17 protein-coding genes are annotated in these 19,578 nt (G+C 71.9%); all 17 read left to right on the top strand.

Features of this window, described 5'->3' with window-relative positions:
* Positions 1-9: 9 nt before the first annotated feature.
* A complete protein-coding gene (locus OHA21_RS17695) occupies positions 10-513 on the top strand; it encodes a hypothetical protein (RefSeq protein ID WP_328475145.1) in 504 nt (167 codons plus the stop codon).
* A gap of 13 nt (positions 514-526) precedes the next feature.
* Positions 527-1,804 (top strand): hypothetical protein, encoded by a 1,278-nt coding sequence (locus OHA21_RS17690; protein ID WP_328475144.1) that lies wholly within the window; start codon positions 527-529, stop codon positions 1,802-1,804.
* A 5-nt stretch (positions 1,805-1,809) separates the two neighbouring features.
* Positions 1,810-4,137: a D-alanyl-D-alanine carboxypeptidase family protein gene (locus OHA21_RS17685; RefSeq protein ID WP_328475143.1), complete on the top strand. Its 2,328-nt coding sequence runs from the start codon at positions 1,810-1,812 to the stop codon at positions 4,135-4,137.
* A 445-nt stretch (positions 4,138-4,582) separates the two neighbouring features.
* Positions 4,583-6,703, top strand: a complete 2,121-nt coding sequence (locus OHA21_RS17680) for an AAA family ATPase (RefSeq protein ID WP_328475142.1) — start codon at positions 4,583-4,585, stop codon at positions 6,701-6,703.
* 6 nt (positions 6,704-6,709) lie between these two features.
* Positions 6,710-7,534: a Pvc16 family protein gene (locus OHA21_RS17675; RefSeq protein ID WP_328475141.1), complete on the top strand. Its 825-nt coding sequence runs from the start codon at positions 6,710-6,712 to the stop codon at positions 7,532-7,534.
* A gap of 30 nt (positions 7,535-7,564) precedes the next feature.
* Complete coding sequence (locus tag OHA21_RS17670) at positions 7,565-8,704, top strand: phage tail sheath family protein (RefSeq protein WP_328475140.1); 1,140 nt, start codon at positions 7,565-7,567, stop codon at positions 8,702-8,704.
* A gap of 39 nt (positions 8,705-8,743) precedes the next feature.
* Complete coding sequence (locus tag OHA21_RS17665) at positions 8,744-9,181, top strand: phage tail protein (RefSeq protein WP_328475139.1); 438 nt, start codon at positions 8,744-8,746, stop codon at positions 9,179-9,181.
* Positions 9,178-9,552, top strand: coding sequence for a hypothetical protein (locus OHA21_RS17660; RefSeq protein WP_328475138.1), 375 nt, complete (start codon positions 9,178-9,180; stop codon positions 9,550-9,552). Before OHA21_RS17665 ends, OHA21_RS17660 begins: the two co-directional genes overlap by 4 nt.
* Before the next feature lie 171 nt (positions 9,553-9,723).
* Complete coding sequence (locus OHA21_RS17655) at positions 9,724-10,608, top strand: eCIS core domain-containing protein (protein WP_328475137.1); 885 nt, start codon at positions 9,724-9,726, stop codon at positions 10,606-10,608.
* A gap of 1 nt (position 10,609) precedes the next feature.
* Positions 10,610-11,356 (top strand): CIS tube protein, encoded by a 747-nt coding sequence (locus OHA21_RS17650; RefSeq protein WP_328475136.1) that lies wholly within the window; start codon positions 10,610-10,612, stop codon positions 11,354-11,356.
* Positions 11,353-12,927, top strand: coding sequence for a phage baseplate assembly protein V (locus OHA21_RS17645; protein ID WP_328475135.1), 1,575 nt, complete (start codon positions 11,353-11,355; stop codon positions 12,925-12,927). Before OHA21_RS17650 ends, OHA21_RS17645 begins: the two co-directional genes overlap by 4 nt.
* Positions 12,924-13,271, top strand: a complete 348-nt coding sequence (locus tag OHA21_RS17640; protein WP_328475134.1) for a hypothetical protein — start codon at positions 12,924-12,926, stop codon at positions 13,269-13,271. Before OHA21_RS17645 ends, OHA21_RS17640 begins: the two co-directional genes overlap by 4 nt.
* The gene (locus OHA21_RS17635; RefSeq protein ID WP_328475133.1) at positions 13,271-13,657 is read left to right on the top strand and encodes a GPW/gp25 family protein; all 387 of its coding nucleotides are present in this window, start codon (positions 13,271-13,273) and stop codon (positions 13,655-13,657) included. Before OHA21_RS17640 ends, OHA21_RS17635 begins: the two co-directional genes overlap by 1 nt.
* Positions 13,657-15,870: a putative baseplate assembly protein gene (locus tag OHA21_RS17630; protein WP_328475132.1), complete on the top strand. Its 2,214-nt coding sequence runs from the start codon at positions 13,657-13,659 to the stop codon at positions 15,868-15,870. The genes OHA21_RS17635 and OHA21_RS17630 overlap by 1 nt, the downstream gene beginning before the upstream one ends.
* Positions 15,867-17,507 (top strand): phage tail protein, encoded by a 1,641-nt coding sequence (locus tag OHA21_RS17625; RefSeq protein WP_328475131.1) that lies wholly within the window; start codon positions 15,867-15,869, stop codon positions 17,505-17,507. Before OHA21_RS17630 ends, OHA21_RS17625 begins: the two co-directional genes overlap by 4 nt.
* Positions 17,508-17,533: 26 nt before the next feature.
* Complete coding sequence (locus tag OHA21_RS17620) at positions 17,534-19,330, top strand: hypothetical protein (protein WP_328475130.1); 1,797 nt, start codon at positions 17,534-17,536, stop codon at positions 19,328-19,330.
* Positions 19,327-19,566 (top strand): hypothetical protein, encoded by a 240-nt coding sequence (locus OHA21_RS17615; protein ID WP_328475129.1) that lies wholly within the window; start codon positions 19,327-19,329, stop codon positions 19,564-19,566. The genes OHA21_RS17620 and OHA21_RS17615 overlap by 4 nt, the downstream gene beginning before the upstream one ends.
* Positions 19,567-19,578: the final 12 nt, after the last annotated feature.

The raw sequence follows: 19,578 nt of genomic DNA, 5'->3' as shown, positions 1-19,578 counted from the left end.
GGAATGACCATGACCAACTCGAAGCAATCGGCGGCCGACACCGGGACCGCCGCGATCGCGCCCGAAGAACTGATGCGCCAGCTCGTCCGGCTGACCGACTCGGTGCAGCAACTGGCCCGGCAGGGCGCGTCCACGCCGCAGCCCGCCCCGCCTCCGGCCGGCGCGCAGCCCGACCCGGCGGCCGACGAACGCCGCAAGGTGCTGTTCGCGTACGACTACCTCGGCCAGGTCCTCGACCGCCGCAACTTCCAGTTGAAGCGGGTGACGGTGACCCGCACCGCGGACGGCCTGACCTTCACCGATCTCAACGGCGGTGTGTCGGCGCGGCTGCGTTCGGCCGGCAACCGCACCGAGACGCTGACCGGCCTGTCCGAGGGCGTCCAGGTGGATCTCAAGGAGATACCGGACGACGACCGGATCGACGCTTTCCTCGTCCTGGACGGGCAGGGGGTGCCGGTTGCGCTCGGCAACTGCCTGGACCGGGTCGACAACGGCGACGGCGGCATCGACTAGAGGGGGAGTCCCGATGTTCTTCAGCCTTGCCACTCTCTATCCCGTGTTCCCGGTGGGCGGCCCGCGGTCGCTGTTCCGGGTGCACCCCACCCAACTGAGCTACTGGCTCGACGAGGTGTGGGCGACGGCCCGCCGGACCCCGCCGATTCCGGGACGCGACCCGAACTCGGTTTTCTCGTTCCTCGACGACACCGTGCTCGACGCCCTCGACCTGCCGACCCAACCATCGTCGCTGTTCCTGCAGCCGTCCGGCTTGAGTACGGACGACCCGCTGGAGTGGACCGGCGAACCCGGCCCGGACCCGCTGAACTGTCCGCCCCGGCTGTGGCACCACCTCGCCTACGCGTACCTGATCGAGAGCACCGGTATCGTGGAGATCTTCACTGAGGTGGTGCGCCGGCTGGTGACCGGCGAGACGCTGGGCACGCTCAAACCGGAAAGCATTGCCTGGGTACGCGCGACCGAACAACTCTTCTTCCGGGAGCCACCGCCGTTCGCCATCCACGGCGTGCTCAGCACGGTGCGCCCGTCGGACCGGACCAACCGGCGCAACGCCTACTGGCGGATGTTCGGCATGGACCTGGCCCACCCGGTGCCCCCGACGTGGGCGCAGCCCGGACCGTTCGCCGACTGGAAGGCGCACACCGGCCCGGTCAACGAGGATTTCCGCCCCAAGTGGACGGAGTTCCTGCGGCAGGTCTGGCTCGGCGTCGAGAACGAGCGGAACAACAGCGGGCCGAACACGGCCGACCCCAGCTTCATCGCGCTGCTCGCGGTCGCGCTGCGCGACATGCTGCGCAACCGGCGCCGGGGTGGCGCGCTGGCCCGGGAGGAATTCGCGTACGTGGCGATGGCGAGCTGGTTCCACCTCACCGTCAGTGACGACACCCAGCTCGTGCAGGACCTGCAAGCGCAGGCGAGCAGCCCGGGGGACCGGCTGGCCTCGATCGCCCAGCGGGTCGGGATGTCACCGGCGCTGCGGGCCCGGGAGCTGTTCGACCTCGCCGAGCCGATGTCGACGGTGCTGCGCGGCATCGAGGCCGGGCTGTTCGACACCCCGGCGTCGGCCGAGACACTGTTCCGCACCGGCACCAAGCTCGCCACCGACATGGTCAACCTGATCAACAACTGGCAGTCGGCGACCGGCGAGCGGGTGAAGGAGCGGCCGACCGGGACCGTTGCGGTGGCCGGTGCGCAGCCGCTGCGCGTACCCGTGCCCGGAAACACCACGCCGTCCGCGGTGCGGACGGCCGAAGCGGTGCCGGCCACCGTGAACGGCAACCGGGGTTGATCGCGATGGCGGCCACCGACCATCTGGTCAGCCCGTTCGCCGTCGAACTGGGGATGGAGCCGGAGACCGGCGTCGACAGCCAGTTCGGCGATGAGTCCGGCGATGAGGAGGCTCCCGCGGGCAGCCACCCGCTGGCGGCGGTGTTCGCCCTCCCGCGGCGGGCGTTCGACGCGCTGGCCAAGGGCGGCTGGGCGGCGGCTGTCGCCGTCGCCGCCGGAGCCGGCGTGCGGGACGTCAACCAGCTGACCAACCTGGTGTTCTGGTACCGGCATCCGGAGCTCATCGGGCAGAAGCTCAGAGCCGACCAGCGCGACCTCGCCCAGGAGTGGCTGCGCGTTCGCGACGAGATCGTCCGGCCCGCGCTCGCCGGCCTGCCGCCACCGGCATCGCCACCCGCTCCCGGCCCGGGGCGGCCGGGCCGGACCTCGATCCCCGCGGAGGGGCTGCGCTGGTTCGGGCCGCCGCAGCAGCAGACTCCGGAGCTCATGGCGTTCATGCGCAAGGTCTACGCCCTGCATGTGCGGCGCTCCCGGGGCGACTTCGTGGACACCCTGCCGGCATCGGCGCTCGCCGACGTCGTGCCGGGTAAGAAGGCGCGTAAGGACGCGGCAGCGAAGGCACGCGACATGCTCGCCGCCGCGTCGAACGCGCTCGCGGCCGCCGGCTTGACCGGCACGGTCCGGATCGGCGTGCTCAGCGCCTACCGGTCGGCCGCCCGGCAGTTCGACATCTGGCAGGGCAAGACGACCAAGGGCGCCGGCGGCTTCCCGCACTACTACGCCGCGACCAGGGCGGCCCGCAACGATCCCCGCTTCGGTGGCGAACACAGTGACAAGGCCGCCGCATACCTTGCCCAACACATGGCCGGCCTCGTCGCCGCGCCGGGCTACAGCAACCACCAGGACGGGCTCTCACTCGACCTGGGCACCCGCGAAGGCAGGGGAGACCTGGTCAAGGTCTATGAAGGGTCGTGGTTCCACGGCTGGCTGCGGGCCAACGCGCACCTCTATGACTTCGAACCGCTCGCGACCGAGGCATGGCATTGGACGTATCGCCCGCCTGCGGGAACAGCCTCGGAGTTCGAGCCGGCACCTGAGGTGTGGCGGGAGGACGAGGCGCCCCCGGTAGTGGAACCCGAGGAAGGGCTCGAGGAAGGGGGCGAGCAGGAGGCCGAGGACTTCGAGGCGGTGGCGGAGAACGCGTTCGACGGACCGGAACGGGAGGGCAGCGAGCCACTCGATCTCGACCCGGAGGCCAGCGTGCTGGTGTGGACGCGGCTGCTGCGATTCGCTCCGGCCCGTGTCCGCCGGATGATGGAGGACCGGTTGTCCGAGGCCCGCGAACGCTGGCTCACCGCCAATCGCCCGTTGCGGCGACGCTTCCCGAACGAGCCGGCCACGAACCTGGACGGGCACCCGATCCCGCCCTGGGTCAGCGCGCCGGCGGTGCTCGACCACCTGCGGCGCCACTACGACCAGCAACATGGCGCGCTGACGGCGGCCGATCAGGCGCGGCGCTACTCCCGCGCTCCGGGCATGGTGCTGGGCGCCAACCCGGCCGGTCCGGTCACCGCGAACTACTTCGTGCTGCACGACACCGCGGACACCGGCGAACGCACCAGCGTGTCGAGAACCGGTGGCGTCCACCTGTGGGTGGGGACGGTGTCGCTGGCTCGCGGCGCGGACTGGGACCAGGCCGGCGACGCGACCAAGCTGGAGATCCCGCAGCGGACCTGCTTCGTCCATGTGGAACTGACGCGCGCCACCAGCTGCGCCATCACGGCCGCGGCGGCCGACACTTACCCGAACACCGGCATCAGTACGGCCCGCAGCGCCGGCACGCGCTACACCGACCAGCAGTACGACGACGTGGCCAACGCCTACATCGTCGCGTCGCTGCGCCGGGGCAGATTCCTCACCGTGACCGCGCACAAGGAGCTGGATCGCTCGGCTGTCCAGCGGGGGCATCCGAACCGGCTCGGGCACGGCGACCCCGGGGACTTCGACGTCGACCGGCTCTACCGGCTGATCAGCCGCAAACTCGTCCTGCCGGTGACCTCGACGTTCGGGATCACCCAGCAACGCGTGGCGTCGCGCAACCTGGACGGGCACGTCAACGCGTTCATCGGGTACGCCCGGGGCAACGCCGCGGCCGCCGATCAGTACGCCTGGCCGATCCCCTGGCAGCACCAGAACCCCGGCCTGCCGCAGGGCGATTCGACCGTGCCGCCCTACCCCTCGGCTCACCTGTATGTGATGCCGTTGCACAACGCGGCCGGGCAGCCGGTCCTGCACTGCGGCAACGGGAACTGGCACCACGGAGCGCCGCCCTGACCCGAAGCCGGCCGGGGAGTGCGGCGCTGTGCAATCGTGGCCACGGTCCCTCTGCGGGATGAATTTTCGCCGTGCTGCGGGCAGGGCCGCGGCACCGACGGCGAGTAACGCGGCGGCCCGGTAGCCCGGCCATGGATTCCGAATAGCTTGGAATGCCAGATCGGCGGTCGCAATTCGGCTCGCAATACAGTCTTTTAGCGTCATCGTACCGAATTATCCAGGGCTTTATCATGTGCCTAAATCGCTGGTCCCGCTTCTGTCGGCAACCCGCCTGTCCGGCAGGTATACCCAACCGAGACTACCCATTCAAGATCGTAATTGTCACCCGCCCGCTGTCGCCAATGTGATTCTTGACACCCAGATCAGTTGCTCCCTAGCGTTGTCCGTGAACGTATTTCGTCACTTTCCTGGTTCCGTTCGCGAGAGTTCGCGGGGAGGGGAAGGTATGTCACTCGACGCCATTTCCCGCAACGGGACTTCGCCCGCCGTCGCGGACTGGCGGCTCGCCTTCCGCCGGCTGGACGCGTTGCTCGCCGGCGCGGTCGCCGGGGCCCGGCAGCGCTACGGCGCGGATGCCGGGCACGACTCGTTCCGGGGGCTCTACCTCAGCGAGGCGGACGCGCTCGGCGCGCTGCACGACACCGCCGCCGAACCGCTGCGCGGCGCCCGCGACGTCGATCCGGCGTGGGCGCAGATCGTGGCGTATCACCGCGGGTGGGCGTGGGTCCGTGACACCGCCGGGCTCAGCGACGCCGAACTCGACGTTGTCCTTGTCGCGCTGGGTCCCGAGGCGGACGTGCGCTACGAGCGGCTGTACGGCTACCTGCAGGACGACGTCAGCCGGCGGCGGCCCACGGTCGCCCTGATCCTGGACCTGATCAGCGAGTCGGCGCGCGACCGGATCGGCCGTCGCGCCCTGTTCGGCCCGGACCGGCCGCTGCTGCGGCACCGGCTGCTGCAGCTGGTGGCCGACGACCGGGTGCCGGCGCCGCCGCTGCTGTCGCACGTGGTCGTTCTGGACGAGCAGATCGCCGAGCTGATGCTGGCGCCCGGCGGGTTCGACCGGCGGGTGGCCTCCTACGCGACACTGCGCCGGCCGGCGCCCGGCAGGTGGGCGAGCACGACGTTGCCGCCGAACGTCCGCGCGACGGTGCTGACGGCGGCACGGGCCGCACAAGACGGCGAGCCGCTGCGGGTGCACTTGCACGGCCCGGCCGGGTCGGGGCGCCACACGGCCGCCGAGGCGCTCGCCGGTGAACTCGGCGTTCCGCTGCTGCACATGCGTACCGATCATCTGCCCGAACCCGACGACCAGGGCGCCCGGGCCGTGTTGCGGGCGTTCCGGGAAGCGGCTCTGCACGGCGCGGTGGCGTACGTCGACGGGTTGGCAGGGTTGCCGCCGGGATCGCGCCGCCGCGCCGCGCTGGGGGAGTGCCTGGCCGCGCACGCCGGGATCACCCTGATGTCGGACACCGAGCCCTGGGCCGGATCGGGCGGCGCGTTCCCCGTCCTCGAGGTGTCCTTCGGGCAGGCCGACGCGCAGACCCGCCGGGCCGCCTGGGCCGGGAACCTGCGACGGGCCCGGACCGGCTCGGCGGACCGGCTGGCGGCGACGCTGGCCGACCGGTTCTCGTTCGGGCCGGCGCGGATCGCGGAGGCGGTGACCCGGGCGCGGGTGAGCGCCGGGCCGGGGCGGGCGCCGAGCGCGGCACAGGTGTTCGCCGCCGCACGGCGCCAGACCGGGCACCGGCTGGCCGCGCTGGCCCGCCGCATCGAGCCGGTCTGCACCTGGGACGACCTCGTGCTGCCGGCTGAGACGACCGCGCAGCTGACCGACCTGTGCGCCCGGGTGCGGCTGCGTTCCACCGTGCTGTCGGCGTGGGGCTTCGACCGCAAGCTGCAGCGCGGGCGGGGCACCAGCGCGCTGTTCACCGGCCCGCCGGGCACCGGCAAGACCAGCGCCGCGGAGGTGATCGCCGGCGAGCTGGGCCTGGATCTGTACTCGATCGACCTGGCGTCGGTGGTGAGCAAGTACATCGGGGAGACCGAGAAGAACCTCGAACGGATCTTCTCCGCGGCGGCCGAGGCCGACGCCATCCTGATGTTCGACGAGGCCGACGCGCTGTTCGGCAAGCGGTCCGAGGTGCACGACGCCCACGACCGGTACGCGAACATCGAGACCTCCTACCTGCTGCAGCGCATGGAGCAGTACGACGGCATCGCGATCCTGGCCACCAACCTGCGGCAGAACCTCGACGAGGCGCTGACCCGGCGCCTGCAGTTCGTGGTGGACTTCCCGTTTCCCGACGACACGCACCGGGCGGGCATCTGGCGGATCTGTTTCCCGGCGGGCGCCCCGCTCGCCACCGGCCTGGACTTCGACGCGCTGGCCCGCGACTTCCGGCTCACCGGCGCGGAGATCAAGAACGCGGCGCTGCACGCGGCGTTCCTGGCCGCTGACCGGGGCGAGCCGATCGGCGCCGCGGCGCTGCACCGGGCGATCCGCCGCGAGTTCCAGAAGATGGGCCGGGTGCCGCCCGAGCCGGTCCCGGACGACGGGCGGTGAGCGCGGATGTTCGACGACCTCGACGCCACCGTGAAGGCCCTGCTCGACGACGCGGCCGCCCCGCAGACCGTGCGGGACGCGGACGTCAGCTTCGACACCCCGGACCGCGACTACAAACCGGCCCAGGCCACCCTCAACCTGTTCCTGCACGAGGTGGCCGAGAACCGCTCCCTGCGGGAGGAAGGGCCGGTGACGATGCGGACCGACACCGGGTTCACCACCCGGATGCCGTATCTGCGGGTCGACTGCACGTACCTGGTCACCGCCTGGTCGAACCAGACCGGCGGGCTCAAAGCGGCGGCTGAGCACCGGCTGCTCGGTTCCACGCTGCAGTGGCTCGGCCGGTTCCCGGTCATCGGCGAGGCCTTTCACCGGGGTGCGCTGCGCAACCCGCCGCAGCCGTACCCGCTGTCGACCACGGTGGCGCAGACCCGGGAGGGCCGCTCCTCGGCCGAGTTCTGGAGCGCCCTGGGCGTGGTGCCACGGCCGGCGTTCCCGCTGACCGTGACCCTGACCGCCCAGCCGTACGACGAGGTCGTGAACGAGGTGGCGCCGAAGGCCGTCCGGGTCACCGGGACACCGCCCGAGCACCCGCAGCTGGCCGGCCGGGTGCTCGACCACAACCTGGCGCCGGCGCCCGGAGCCACCGTCCTGGTGGTGCAGACCGGCGACCAGGCCGTCGCCGGCGCGGACGGCGAGTTCGCCGTGCCGGATCTCGAGTTCGGTAGGTACACCCTGCGGGTGCAGCGCTCCGGCGGGCCCGCCCAGGAGGTCGCGATGGAGTACGCGGCCACGCATCAGCGAATCACGGTCGTGTTGCAGCAACCGTGACCACCCGCTAGACGGAAGGCGGAACACGCGATGGTCGACTACGCGACCGCGGCACCCGGGGTCCATCTGGAAGAGTTCACACCGGCCGGTCCGATCAGCGGGGCCGGCACCAGCGTCGCCGCCCTGATCGGCGTCGTCACCACGCCGCCGCCCGCGGCCGATCTCGGCAAGGCGATCGGGTTCTCGAGCTGGAACGCGTACCGGGACCGGCTGGGCGGTTTCAAGGCCGGCCTCAACCTGCCGGTCGCGGTCCGCGGCTTCTTCGACAACGGCGGCACCTTCCTGCAGGTCGTGCCGATCAAGGACATGGGCGGGCTGGACGCCGCGCTCGCGGAGCTGACCCGCCATCCCGAGGTGGGCCTGGTCTGCGTGCCCGGCCTGGTCGACGCGGCCGGCCAGACCAAGGTGATCAAACACTGCGAGGATCTGCACGACCGGTTCGCGATCCTCGACGGCATCCAGGACAAGGACCCGCTGAAGACCGACGGCCCGTTGCAGACCCAGCGCGGTGGCCTGCTGTCGCAGAACGGGTTCGCCGCCCTGTACTGGCCGTGGATCGTGATCCCCGACCCGCTGGGCGCCGACGGCGCCACCCTCGCCGTGCCGCCGTCCGGGCACATCGCCGGCGTGATGTCGCGCTGCGACAGCACGGTGGGCGTGCACAAGGCGCCGGCCAACGAGCAGGTCCGCGGCGCGGTAGGCCTGGACCTGGCGCTCAACGACACCGAACAGGGCCTGCTGAACAGCAAGAACATCAACGCGCTGCGACAGTTCCCGGGCAGCCCGCCGCTGATCTGGGGCGCGCGCACGCTCAGCCCGGTCGTGCCGTGGCGTTTCGTCAACGTCCGGCGGCTGGTGTCGTACGTGGAGGACTCGCTGGTCGAAGGGCTGCGCTGGGCGGTGTTCCAGCCCAACAACACCCGGCTGTGGAAGGGCCTGGAACGCTCGATCACCGAGTTCCTCACCCGGGTGTGGGAGTCCGGTGGGCTGTTCGGGCGCACCGCCAAGGAAGCGTTCTACGTGACCATCGACGAGTCCATCAACCCGCAGGCGGTCCGTGACCGCGGCGAGGTCTACATCGAGATCGGCCTGGCGGTCACCCGCCCGGCCGAGCACATCGTCCTGCGGCTCGGCCTGTGGGACGGCGGAGCAAGGGTCACCGAGGGCTGAGCCGCCGGCCGGCCGCACACCACGACGCAGGGAGGCGCCATGCCCCAGACCGGGGAACGGGTGGATCCGTTCCGCAGTTTCAACTTCCTGATCGAGATCGAGGGGATCGCGCAGGGCAGCTTCACCGAGTGCAGCGGCCTGGGCTCGACGACCGAGTCGATCGAGCACCGCCAGGGCGGTGAGGGCAACGTCCGCAAACTGCCCGGCCGTACGACCTACAGCGACATCACCCTCAAGTGGGGATCCACCGCGTCCACCGAGCTGTGGGACTGGCGCCAGCGCATCGTCGACGGCAACGTCGACCGGCAGAACGTCTCGGTGGTGGTCCACGACATGGACCGCAGCACCGAGGTGGCCCGCTGGAACGTCACCGGCGCCTGGCCGTCGAAGTGGGAGCTGTCCGGCCTCAACGCCAAGGGCAACGAGATCCTCATCGAGACGCTGGTGCTCTCGCACGAGGGGGTCGTCCGGGCATGACCGCGGACGTGCTGGTCACCGAGGTGCCCTTCGAACTGCCGAAGGGGTACGTCGACGCCGGCGGCACGCTGCACCGCAGCGGCTCGATGCGGCTGGCGACGGCGGCGGACGAGATCTATCCGTTGCGCGATCCGCGCGTACAGAACTGGCCGGCGTACCTGATCGTGCTGCTGCTGGCCCGGGTGATCACCCGGCTCGGCTCGCTGCCGGAGGTCAACGCCGGCGTGGTGGAGGGCCTGTTCTCCGAGGACCTGGCGCACCTGCAGGACCTCTACAACCGGATCAACGGGCTCACCCCGCAGGTGCTCGCCGTGGTGTGCCCGCACTGCCACGAGCCGCACGAGGTGGAGGTCCCCCTGCTGGGGGGATAGCCGGCTACCCCCTGGACCGGGTTCACCGGGAGGCAGCCTTCCTCGGCCGGCACGCGCACTGGACCCTCACCGAGGTGCTCGCCCTCGACCACGCCCAGCGCGTGCGGTGGGTGCGGGAGATCTCGGCGCAACTCGAGACGCACTGAAGCGACGCCGGAAAGGGGGAACGGCATGCGGGATCCCGATGACGTGCCGCGCCCGGCCACGCTCGGCGAACGCCTCAGCGCCGTCGGCGAGGAACTGGCGGCCCGGCACCTGACCACGTATCCGTGGGCTGCGGGGCTGGGCCCGGCGCTGCGGCGGGCCGCTGAGCTGAACGCGTCCTGGGCGGAGCGGTTCGAGCGGCACGAGGTTGATGGGCGGCCGCCGCCTGGTGTCCGGCGCCGGTTCGCCGCGTCTGCGGCCTCGCCGGGCGAAACCTCTCCCTCACCGGACGAAGCCGTGGCTGTGCCGGCCGCAGCGGAGACCGAGCGGGTGCTTCCGGTGGACGTGCGCGCCCGGCTGGGTGCGGTCGCCGGGCCGGGCGCGGCGGTCATGCGCGTGCTCACCGGCGCTGCCGCGGACACCCGGGCTCGTGGGCAGCGCGCCGACGCGGTCACGAGCGGCACCGACGTACGGATGCGGTCCGGCAAGTTGCAGCCGGACACTGCCGAGGGATTCGCTCTGCTCGCGCACGAGGCCAGCCATGTCACCGCGGCGCTGCGCCGTGGCGGATCCGCCGCCGCCCACCACACCTCGCCCGGTGGCGCCGAGATCGAGGAACGCGAGGCGTTGCAGGTCGAGCGGGCGACGCGGCAGCAGGCGTCCAGCGCGCGGGGGAGCGCCGCACTGTTCGTCTCCGGCACACCCGGCGCTGCGGCAGGCAACGGCAGCGCGGCGTCCACCCCGAACGGCACCGCGCCCGCAGCCGGCCCGGTGATGCGCGCCGACGTCGACCGGACCGAGGCCACCGCCGCGGCCGCGCCCGCCCCGCAGCTGGACCTGGAGGCGCTGCGCCGCGACCTGATCGAGGAGCTGATGCACCGGGTGCGCACCGACTTCGAGCGGGGAGGCTGACATGACGGCACCGATCCCGCGGCGGCGTTTGGCCACACTGCGCCAGTTGCAGCGTCTGGCGCCGCAGCTGGCGCGCGCCGAACTGGCCAAGGCGGTCCTGATCGACACCGCGTCCGGGGTGGGCCACCCGGTCATGTACAACCCGGAGGAGCTCAAATTCGAACAGGGCAACCAGTTCGCCGAGGTCGGCATCCCGGGCCGCAACGCCTCGCCGGTGCAGTACGTGCGCGGCAAGAACCGGGTGCTCACCATGGAGCTGTTCTTCGACACGTACGAGACCGGCGAGGACGTGCGCACCCACACCGCGCCGATCGTCGCGCTGCTCGACGTGCAGCCGCGCACGATGGCCCCGCCGGTGCTGCTGTTCTCCCTCGGCCAGGTGCAGTTCCGGTGTGTGCTCACCGAGGCCGGGCAGCGGTTCACCATGTTCGACCGCGACGGCACGCCGGTGCGCTCCACCATGTCGGTACGCCTGCAGGAGTACGCCGACGTGCAACTCGAGATCCGGCGCGGCCTGTTCCTCGGCTCACCCACCGCCTCCGCCGTCGTCAACCAGGTGGTCAGCGCCGTGGCGGACCCGTCCGCGGCCGTGCACGTCGTGCTCGACGGCGACACCCTCAGCGGCATCGCCGGGGTCTACCTCGGCGACCCGGGCCGCTGGCGGGAGATCGCCCGGGCCAACAACATCGTCGACCCGCTGGCCATCGCGGTCGGCGCCACCCTGGTCATCCCGGGGCGGGTCCGATGACGACACCGCCGTACGCCCCGCGTTTCGAGGTCCGGCTCTCCGGCGTGACGATGGCCGCCGACCTGGCCGGGCAGGTGCTGAGCCTGACCGTGGAGACCGACCTGGACCTGGCCGGCTCGTTCCGGTTGACGCTGCGCAACCCGGACAACCGGCTGCTCGACTCCGCGCTGCTGGATCTGGGCAAGACCGTGGAGATCCACTTGGGGTACGGGCATGAGCTGGTGCCCGCGTTCCTCGGTGAGGTGGCGTCGATCGAGCCGTCGTTCCCGGCCGACGAGGCGCCGACCGTGGTGGTCTCCGGCTACGACAAGTCGTACCGGATGCGGCACTCGCAAACCGGCCCCGCGCAATGGCCGCTGATCAATGACAGCATCATCGCCGCGGAGATCGCCGCCGAGTACGGGCTGATCCCGATCGTCGACCCGGCGCCGTACATCGGCAAGCGCACCAAGGCCGAGAACGACATGGCGTTCCTCAAGTCCTGCGCCGACCGGTACTTCTTCGACGTGTACGTCGAATGGGACCGGCTGCACTTCCACTTCCCCCGGCCGCAGCTCGCCGCGCACGTGCTCGAGTGGGGCAAGAACCTGTCCAGCTTCAGCCCGCGGATCTCGGCTGCCGGTCTGGCCGGGGTCCAGGAGATCCAGGTCTACAACCAGGAGCTCGCGCAGGCGATCACCGTCACCATGCTCGCCGACCTGGACCCGGAGACCATCACCGAACGGCTCGGCCAGTCCGCGATGCAGCTACTGATGTCGTTCGTACGCAAGGGTGTCAGCAAGGAGCCGATCGAGAACCCGGTGCAGGCCGCCCAGCTCGGCCTGTCCATTCTGCGCAACCTGCTGGAAGGCATGTACGAGGGATCCGGCTCCTGCATCGGCATCCCGGACCTGACGGCCGGCCGCTACGTCGAGATCGCCGGCATCGGCAAGCGGTTCAGCGGCACGTACCGGCTGCGCAAGGTCACCCACCGCATCGACGGCAACGGTTACCGCACCGACTTCTCCATCACCAGCCGCGGGCACACCAACCTGCTCGGCATGCTGCGTAAGAAGCTGAACGAGGAACCGTCACCGAACCAGGCCGAACGCTTCTACGGCGTGGTGCTCGGCGAGGTGGAGGCGAACAACGAGCTGCTGGCCGAGGTGCCGGCGCCGCCGACCGGCCGGGTCAAGGTGAAGTACCCCGGGATGTCGGGCAACGCGCTCAGCGACTGGGCGCCGATGGTGCGCCCGATGGCCGGCGACGGCACCGGCTTCTGGGCGCTGCCGGCCGTGGGCGACCAGGTGCTCGTCGCGTTCCTCGGCGGGGACGTGAGCAAACCGTACGTGCTCGGCGCGCTGTGGACGGCGAAACGGCCGCCGCCGACGACCAACGCGGACGGCCTGAACAGCACGCGGATGCTCACCACCCCGTCCGGGCACGAGATCACCTTCGACGACAGCCTCGGCCTGGGCTCGCTCACCATCAGCGCCGCCGGCGACCTGTCCATCAAGGCCACCGGGAACATCAAGCTCGAAGCCGGACTGACCAAGATCGAGATGACACCGACGGGGGTGGACGTAACGTGACAGCGGTACTCGTCGCGCCGAGCGCGGTGGCCTGCCCGCATCCGCCGGGACTGGTGACGGCCGGCACGAGCTCGCGGCTCACCGTCGGCAAGCAGCCGGTGCTGCTCGCCGGCCTGACCGGCAAGGACATCGCCGGCTGCACGACCCCGGCCAACCCGCCGTCCACCAAGCCGTGTCTGAAAGTGCTCACGGTGACCGCCGGCGAGCGGTCGAAGCTCACCGTGGGCGGGGTTCCGGTGCTGCTCGCCGACGTGGCCGGGACGACCGACGGCGTCCCGGCCGGCAGCGCCGTCACGGCGACCGCGAATCAGACCCGGCTCACGGCAGCGGCGGCGGTGGCGTGATGGCCGACGAACATCTCGGCCAGGGTCTGGCGTTCCCGCTGCGGCTCGGGGTGCGCGGGCTCGGCGAGTCCACCGGCGTCGCCCGGGTGGAGGAGTCGATCCGGCTGATCCTCGGCACCCAGCACGGCGAGCGGCTGATGCGCCCCGCGTTCGGCGGCAACCTCAAGAGCCTGGTCTTCGCGGCCAACAACGCCACCACGGCCAGCCTGGCCGCCTACTACGTCAAGGACGCGCTGGACCGCTGGGAGCCGCGGATCGAGGTCCTGGACGTCGTGGTGAGCAACGACCTGCGGGCCGATCAGCTGGTCATCGAAGTCCGGTACCGGCTGCGCGCCACCGCCGCCGAGCACCTGTTCGTGTTCCCCTTCGCCCTGGAGCGTGCGTGATGACGCTGGAGTCGCGCCGAGGCCGCATCCTTCCGCCCGATCTCGACGACCGGACGTGGCAGGACCTCGTCGACGAGATGCGCGCCCTGATCCCGAAGTACGCGCCGCAGTGGACCGACCACAACCCCAGCGACCTCGGGATCACCCTCATCGAGTTGTTCGCCTGGCTGGGCGAGAACATCATCTTCCGGCTGAACCAGACGCCGGAGAAGAACTATCTGGCGTTCCTCAACCTGCTCGGCATCACCCGTGACCCGCAGAACCCGGCCCGCACGTACCTGACCTTCACCTCCGCCGTGCCCACCAGAACCACGGTGCCGGCCGGGACACAGGCGCAGACCGTCGACGCCGCCGGCGGCCAGCCGGTGGTGTTCGAGACCGACTCCGACCTGGTGGTCCTGCCGACCGAGCTGACAGCCGCCCTGCAGTTGCCGGCCCGCAAGAGCAACGCGGCGATCGCCGGGAACTACCGCAACAGGACGGCCGAGCTGATCGGGCCACCCACGGCACACCACCTGATCCAGGTGCCCGCCGGGCAGAGCGTGGACGTGCTGCTCGGCTTCACCAAGGCGGTCACCGACCCGCTGGTGCTCGACATCCGGCTGTTCCAGGCCGCCCTGCCGGACAAGCCGGTCACCGTGGCCGCGCGGTTCTCCAAGGGCACCGACCAGCCGACGGCCTGGCCGGCGCTCACCGTCACCGATGCCACCGACGGCCTGCGGCACGACGGCACCCTGCGCGTGACGGTCCCCGCCGACTGGGCCACCCAGCGCGCCGCCGGCCCGCCGGCCACCAAACCGTGGACCGCGGTCCTGCCGGCCGGTGCGGCGGACGCGGTCACCGACCCGCTGTTCTGGGTCGGGCTGCAGTTCACCGCGCCCGCGGTGTCCGTGCCGGCCGGCGCCGACCCGCCCCCGCCGCTGACCTTCGGCATCGACCGGCTGCTGTTCAACGCCGTGTCCGCGCGGACCGCGCTGACCATCCGCCGGCCGGAGGTGCTGGGCGCCAGCACCGGGCAGCCCTTCCAGGTGTTCGCGCTGCGCGAGCGGCCGCTGTTCCGCCGGCCGGGCATCGCCGCGCCGTACGCGGACCTGCACGTCCAGGTGGAATCCGGGACGCCGCCGGTCTGGCAGGACTGGACGCTGGTCGAGGAGTTCCAGACCGGGCCCGGGCAGGTGTACCGGATCGACCCGGTCGCCGGTGAGGTGCGCTTCGGCAACTTCGACCCGCAGTCGAACCAGGGCAGCGGCTCGGTGCCGGCCGCCGGCAGCCGGGTCCGGGCCGCCCGGTACCGCCACGTGGACCGGGGCGCGGCCGGCAACGTCGCGCCCGGCCAGGTGGTGGTGCTGACCACCGCGCCGGACACGAACCTGCCGCCGGGGATCGCCGCGGTCACCAACCTCGGCCCGGCCCGTGACGGCGCGGACGAGGAGCCGATCGAGGAGACCATGCGCCGCGCGCCGGAGGAGCTGCGGATCCGCTATCGCGCGGTCACCGTCGACGACTACGAGTTCCTGGCCCGGGAGGCCGCCAACGACCTGGTGATCCGCCGGTGCCTGCCGCCGCGGCTGCACAACCCGCCGGCCGGTGCGGTGACCCCGTTCCAGAAGGGCCAGCCGTGGGAGTTCGGCGGGCTGGTGCGGGCGCCGGGAACGGTGAACCTGGTGATCGTGCCGGACCGCGGCTTCGAGATCCCGCGGCCGGAGCCGACCCAGGATCAGATCCGGCTCGTCTCGGCGTACCTCGATGCCCGCCGTGACCTCACCGCCCGGCTGGAGGTGGTGGCGCCGCGGTACCTGCCGGTCATCGTCAGCGTCACCATCCAGGTCTGGCAGGAGGCGCTGGCCGCCGGGGCCGACACCGGCACCATCGAGAGCGACACCCGCGCCCGGATCCAGCGGTTCCTGCACCCGACGCGCGGCGGTCCGGAGGGCGGCGGCTGGCAGGTCGGCGAACCGGTGTTCACCTCGGACCTGTTCCGCGCGCTGATGCCGGCGGAGGACATCGGTTTCATCAGCACCCTGCAGATGAAACCGGACGTGCCCGCCTACCACTTCCCGCCGATGGGCCCGGGCGGCGCGTTCAACGCCGACCTGGAACGGCCGTTCCCGCTGTCCGACTTCGGGGCGTCGGTGCGCGTCGCCGACTACGAGCTGGTCTGTGCCGCCGCCGATACCGCCCAGGTGGTCAAGGTGCAGCAGGTCCAGCGATGAGCGACGTGAGCAGCTACCTGCGCTACCTGCCGCCGATTCTGTGGCGCGACGATCCGCCTCCGGAGTCCGGCGGGCTCGGGCTCGGCGCGCTGCTGCGCATCTTCGAGAAGATCGCCACCGGCCTGCCGGACGGCGACCGCGAGCATCCGGCGTTCACCGACCGGATCGCCGAGCTGCACCGGCTGTTCGACCCGTGGACCACGCCGGCGGAGTTCCTGCCGTGGCTGGCCTCCTGGGTGGCGCTGGACTTCCCGACGCTGCAGGGCGAGCTGCTGTGGGACGAATACCAGCGCCGCAAGGTGACCGCGGAGATCGCCCGGATCTACCGGTTGCGCGGGCGCCGGGCGGGCCTCAATCAAAACCTTGATCTGTACGCGGTGGGCAGCACCCAGCCACGGGTCTGTGTCGACGACGGCGCCCGGCTGGTGTCGGTCGTGCCGCGCCCCGGCGAACGCGCCGAGGTGACCGCGCTGGTCTCGCAGGGCCCGGTGGTGATCGGCACCCAGGTGCGTGCCGAGGGCCTGACCCGGCCGTGGCACGTAACGACCGGCGCCGACGGCAGCCTGTTCGTCGCCGACATCGGGCTGCCCGACGACGCCGGGGTGGCCCTGCCCGGCCGGGTCTGGCATCTCGACGGCTCCGGCCGCTACCGCACCGCCGGAACCCCGCCGCGCCCGGCGCCGCTGGCGGGCGCCACCAACCTCAAGGACGTGGTGGCCGTCGCGGTCCGGCCGCCGCGCGACGGGGCGCCGGAGACCGCGTACGCGCTCACCCGCACCGGCCGGCTGTTCTCGATCCCGGCGCCGTTCGACGGGGTCGCGGCCACCCTCGTCACCACCCTGACCAACCCCGGCAAACCGGTGTGGATGGTGGCCCTGACCGTCGACCCGGCCTCCGGCGAGCTGCTGGCGCTCGACCGCGGGGGACAGAAACCGCAGGACGCGGTGCCGTCGATCGTGACGGTCCGGCCGAACCCGGTCACCGCGACCCGTACGAAACTGACCTCGGTGATCGAACCGTTGTCGCTGGTCGTCGAGGCCGGCGGCACGCTGCTGCTCGGTGACGGCGGCCCGCAGGAGCCGGCCGGGCCGCCGGAGATGTCCGGGAACCTGCGGCGCGTCGACCGGCGCACCAACCCGTGGACCGAGACCCGGCTGCTGCCGGTGACCAATGCGCTGGTCGCGCCGACCGCCCTGGCGCAGACCCGCGACGGCACCCGGTACGTGCTGGACGCCGGCCTGAAGCCGTTCGAGATCTCGGCCACCAACCCGTTCATCTGCCCGGTCGCCGAGCACGCCGCCGTGTTCACCGTGGACCTGGCGGCGAACCCGCCGGAGCTGACGCGGATCACCGGGCCGGGCGAGCTGGTCTATCCGACCGGCATGGTCGCCACCGCGGACCGGCTGGTGATCAGCGACCCCGGCCAGCCGCCGTTGCGGGGGCTGGAGACGTTCTGGAACCGGGCGCGCCCGTTCCACTTCGACGTCTCGGTGCATTTCACCGAGTCGCGGCTGCCGCCGGACGGCGATCCCGCCCGTAAACGGGAGCTGGACAAGGCGGTCGGCAACATCACCACGATCGTGACCGAGCAGAAGCCGGCGCACACCGTGTGGACCCTGAACACCTCGATCCTGTAGCAGCACGCGCCGGAAGGAGTCCGGGAGTGGCCGAGCCGATCATCCGTACGCAGTACTGGAACCTGGCGACCGACACGGTCCGCACCGGGGCCACCAACCATGTCGAGAGCCACGTCGACATGGAGAGCCATCTGCTCCCGCTGGACCGGGCCCGCGGCGCGGCGCTGCATCACTGGGGTGTGGCCCGCGGGCTGGAGGTGACCGCGGTGGCCGGCGCGCCCGGCGTCACCGTGGCGCCGGGCACCGCCCTGGACACGGCCGGCCGCACGATCGTGCTGGCCGCGGGCAGCGCCGCGGTCACCGACCCCGAGGTGGCTCCGGACACCGTGCAGGACGTGCCCACCGTGGTGGTCGGCGAGACCGGGGTCACCGTCGGCACCGGCCCGGCCGGCGCCGGGCGTACCGTGCTGCTCACCCTCGTCTTCCGCGAGGTCGAGGCCGCCACCGGCGGCGTCCTGGTGCTGCGGCACGCGCCCTGGCTGCGGCTGCTGCTGGCGGCCGGGTTCACCGATCGCGGTGACCAGGTCGTGCTGGCCGAGGTGACGCTCGACGCCGCCGGCGCGGTGCTCGACCTCAAGCCCGGGCTGCGGCGGCTGGCCGGGCTGCCGGCCGGCCGGCTGGAGCTGCGGGCCCCGACCGGCGCACCGAGCAGCGCCAGTCAGACAGCGGTGGCGGCACTGGCTGCCGAGCCGGCCGGCGACGTGGTGCTCAGCATGCTGGGCGGCGCCGCGCCGGTGCCCGCGCTGCGGGTCACCGCCGGCGGCGACACCCAGGTCCGGCACCTGCACACCACCGGCCCGGCGGGTGGGCTGTCGTTCGACGACCAGAGCGTCGCCGACCTGCCGCGGTGGGAGTGGTACTCCGCCGACGGGTTCGCGCGCCTGCGGGCCGGCGACGACGTGCTGCGGGTCCGGATGCCGCAGACCATCCCCGGCAGCCCGGACGGCGCCGGTTTCGACGTGCTGCGCCGGATGCGGGTCCGCTCACACGACGTGTTCTCCGCCGGCATCTGGTTCCACCAGGACCGTGACCGTGCGTTCGTGGGCATGGGCATCGACAACAAGGTGGGGTTCTTCGGCGCCGACGGCAGCGGCTGGGGTCTCGCCATGGACACCGAGTCCGGCAACGTCGGCATGGGGCTGGGGCTCGGCGACCCGGAGGCCCGGCTGCACGTGGACGGCTTCGTCGCCGTACGGGCCGCCGGGCGCACCGGCCGGCTGACCTCCGGCGGGTCGTTCCCGTTCCCGTTCCTGCGCGGCATCGGCGTCGACGCCAGCGGTGACATCGGGATCCGCGCCACCGGACGGCTGGCCGGTCAGTTCGTCGGCAACGTGCAGGTCACCGGCACCCTGTCCAAGGGCGGCGGCGGGTTCACCATCGACCATCCGCTGGACCCCGAGCACAAGGTGCTGTCCCACTCGTTCGTCGAGTCGCCGGAGATGACGAACCTGTACACCGGGCGGGTCACGACCGGCGCGGACGGGCTCGCCCACGTGGAGCTGCCGGACTACTTCGAGGCGCTGAACCGGGATGTGACCTACCAGCTCACCACGGTCGGCGGCACGGCCTCGGTGTCGATCGCCGAGGAGGTGTCCGGCAACCGGTTCGCGATCCGCTCCGATCCGCCCGGGGTGACCGTCTGCTGGCTGGTGACCGGTGTGCGGCAGGACCCGTGGGCGGACGCGAACCGGATCGTTGCCGAGGCGGACAAGCCGGAGCACGCCACCGAGAGATATCTGCACCCGCAGGCGTACGGCGTCACCGAGGACCGGGGCATCTACGCCGCCACCCCTGACCAGCAACCGACGGAGGACTCACGATGACCGACGACCGACTGCAGGCCCGGCTGGCCGAACTGCGCCGCGAGTACGCCACCGGCGAGGCCCGGCTGCGCGACCTGACCCGCCAGGAAGTCGTGCTGCGCGAGACCCTGCTGCGCATCAGCGGTGCGATCCAGGTGCTCGAGGAGCTCGGCGCCGCCGACGTGGCGGCACCCGTCTCGCCGGCGCCGGCCGGTGCGGACGACGGTGCGGATCCGCGGATCCTCGCCGTGGGATGAGCAGGAGCCGAC

The sequence above is a fragment of the Actinoplanes sp. NBC_00393 genome, from assembly GCF_036053395.1.
Classification (GTDB): Bacteria; Actinomycetota; Actinomycetes; order Mycobacteriales; family Micromonosporaceae; genus Actinoplanes.
The sequence above is the reverse complement of the archived record's forward strand: the minus strand, read 5'-3'. Positions and strand labels throughout refer to the sequence as shown.

What these genes read in the sequence shown, in the direction of transcription:
- OHA21_RS17695 (WP_328475145.1), top strand. Translation starts at nt 10, where the DNA reads ATGACCAACTCGAAGCAATCGGCGGCCGACACCGGGACCGCCGCGATC.
- OHA21_RS17690 (WP_328475144.1), top strand. Translation starts at nt 527, where the DNA reads ATGTTCTTCAGCCTTGCCACTCTCTATCCCGTGTTCCCGGTGGGCGGC.
- OHA21_RS17685 (WP_328475143.1), top strand. Translation starts at nt 1,810, where the DNA reads ATGGCGGCCACCGACCATCTGGTCAGCCCGTTCGCCGTCGAACTGGGG.
- OHA21_RS17680 (WP_328475142.1), top strand. Translation starts at nt 4,583, where the DNA reads ATGTCACTCGACGCCATTTCCCGCAACGGGACTTCGCCCGCCGTCGCG.
- OHA21_RS17675 (WP_328475141.1), top strand. Translation starts at nt 6,710, where the DNA reads ATGTTCGACGACCTCGACGCCACCGTGAAGGCCCTGCTCGACGACGCG.
- OHA21_RS17670 (WP_328475140.1), top strand. Translation starts at nt 7,565, where the DNA reads ATGGTCGACTACGCGACCGCGGCACCCGGGGTCCATCTGGAAGAGTTC.
- OHA21_RS17665 (WP_328475139.1), top strand. Translation starts at nt 8,744, where the DNA reads ATGCCCCAGACCGGGGAACGGGTGGATCCGTTCCGCAGTTTCAACTTC.
- OHA21_RS17660 (WP_328475138.1), top strand. Translation starts at nt 9,178, where the DNA reads ATGACCGCGGACGTGCTGGTCACCGAGGTGCCCTTCGAACTGCCGAAG.
- OHA21_RS17655 (WP_328475137.1), top strand. Translation starts at nt 9,724, where the DNA reads ATGCGGGATCCCGATGACGTGCCGCGCCCGGCCACGCTCGGCGAACGC.
- OHA21_RS17650 (WP_328475136.1), top strand. Translation starts at nt 10,610, where the DNA reads ATGACGGCACCGATCCCGCGGCGGCGTTTGGCCACACTGCGCCAGTTG.
- OHA21_RS17645 (WP_328475135.1), top strand. Translation starts at nt 11,353, where the DNA reads ATGACGACACCGCCGTACGCCCCGCGTTTCGAGGTCCGGCTCTCCGGC.
- OHA21_RS17635 (WP_328475133.1), top strand. Translation starts at nt 13,271, where the DNA reads ATGGCCGACGAACATCTCGGCCAGGGTCTGGCGTTCCCGCTGCGGCTC.
- OHA21_RS17630 (WP_328475132.1), top strand. Translation starts at nt 13,657, where the DNA reads ATGACGCTGGAGTCGCGCCGAGGCCGCATCCTTCCGCCCGATCTCGAC.
- OHA21_RS17625 (WP_328475131.1), top strand. Translation starts at nt 15,867, where the DNA reads ATGAGCGACGTGAGCAGCTACCTGCGCTACCTGCCGCCGATTCTGTGG.
- OHA21_RS17615 (WP_328475129.1), top strand. Translation starts at nt 19,327, where the DNA reads ATGACCGACGACCGACTGCAGGCCCGGCTGGCCGAACTGCGCCGCGAG.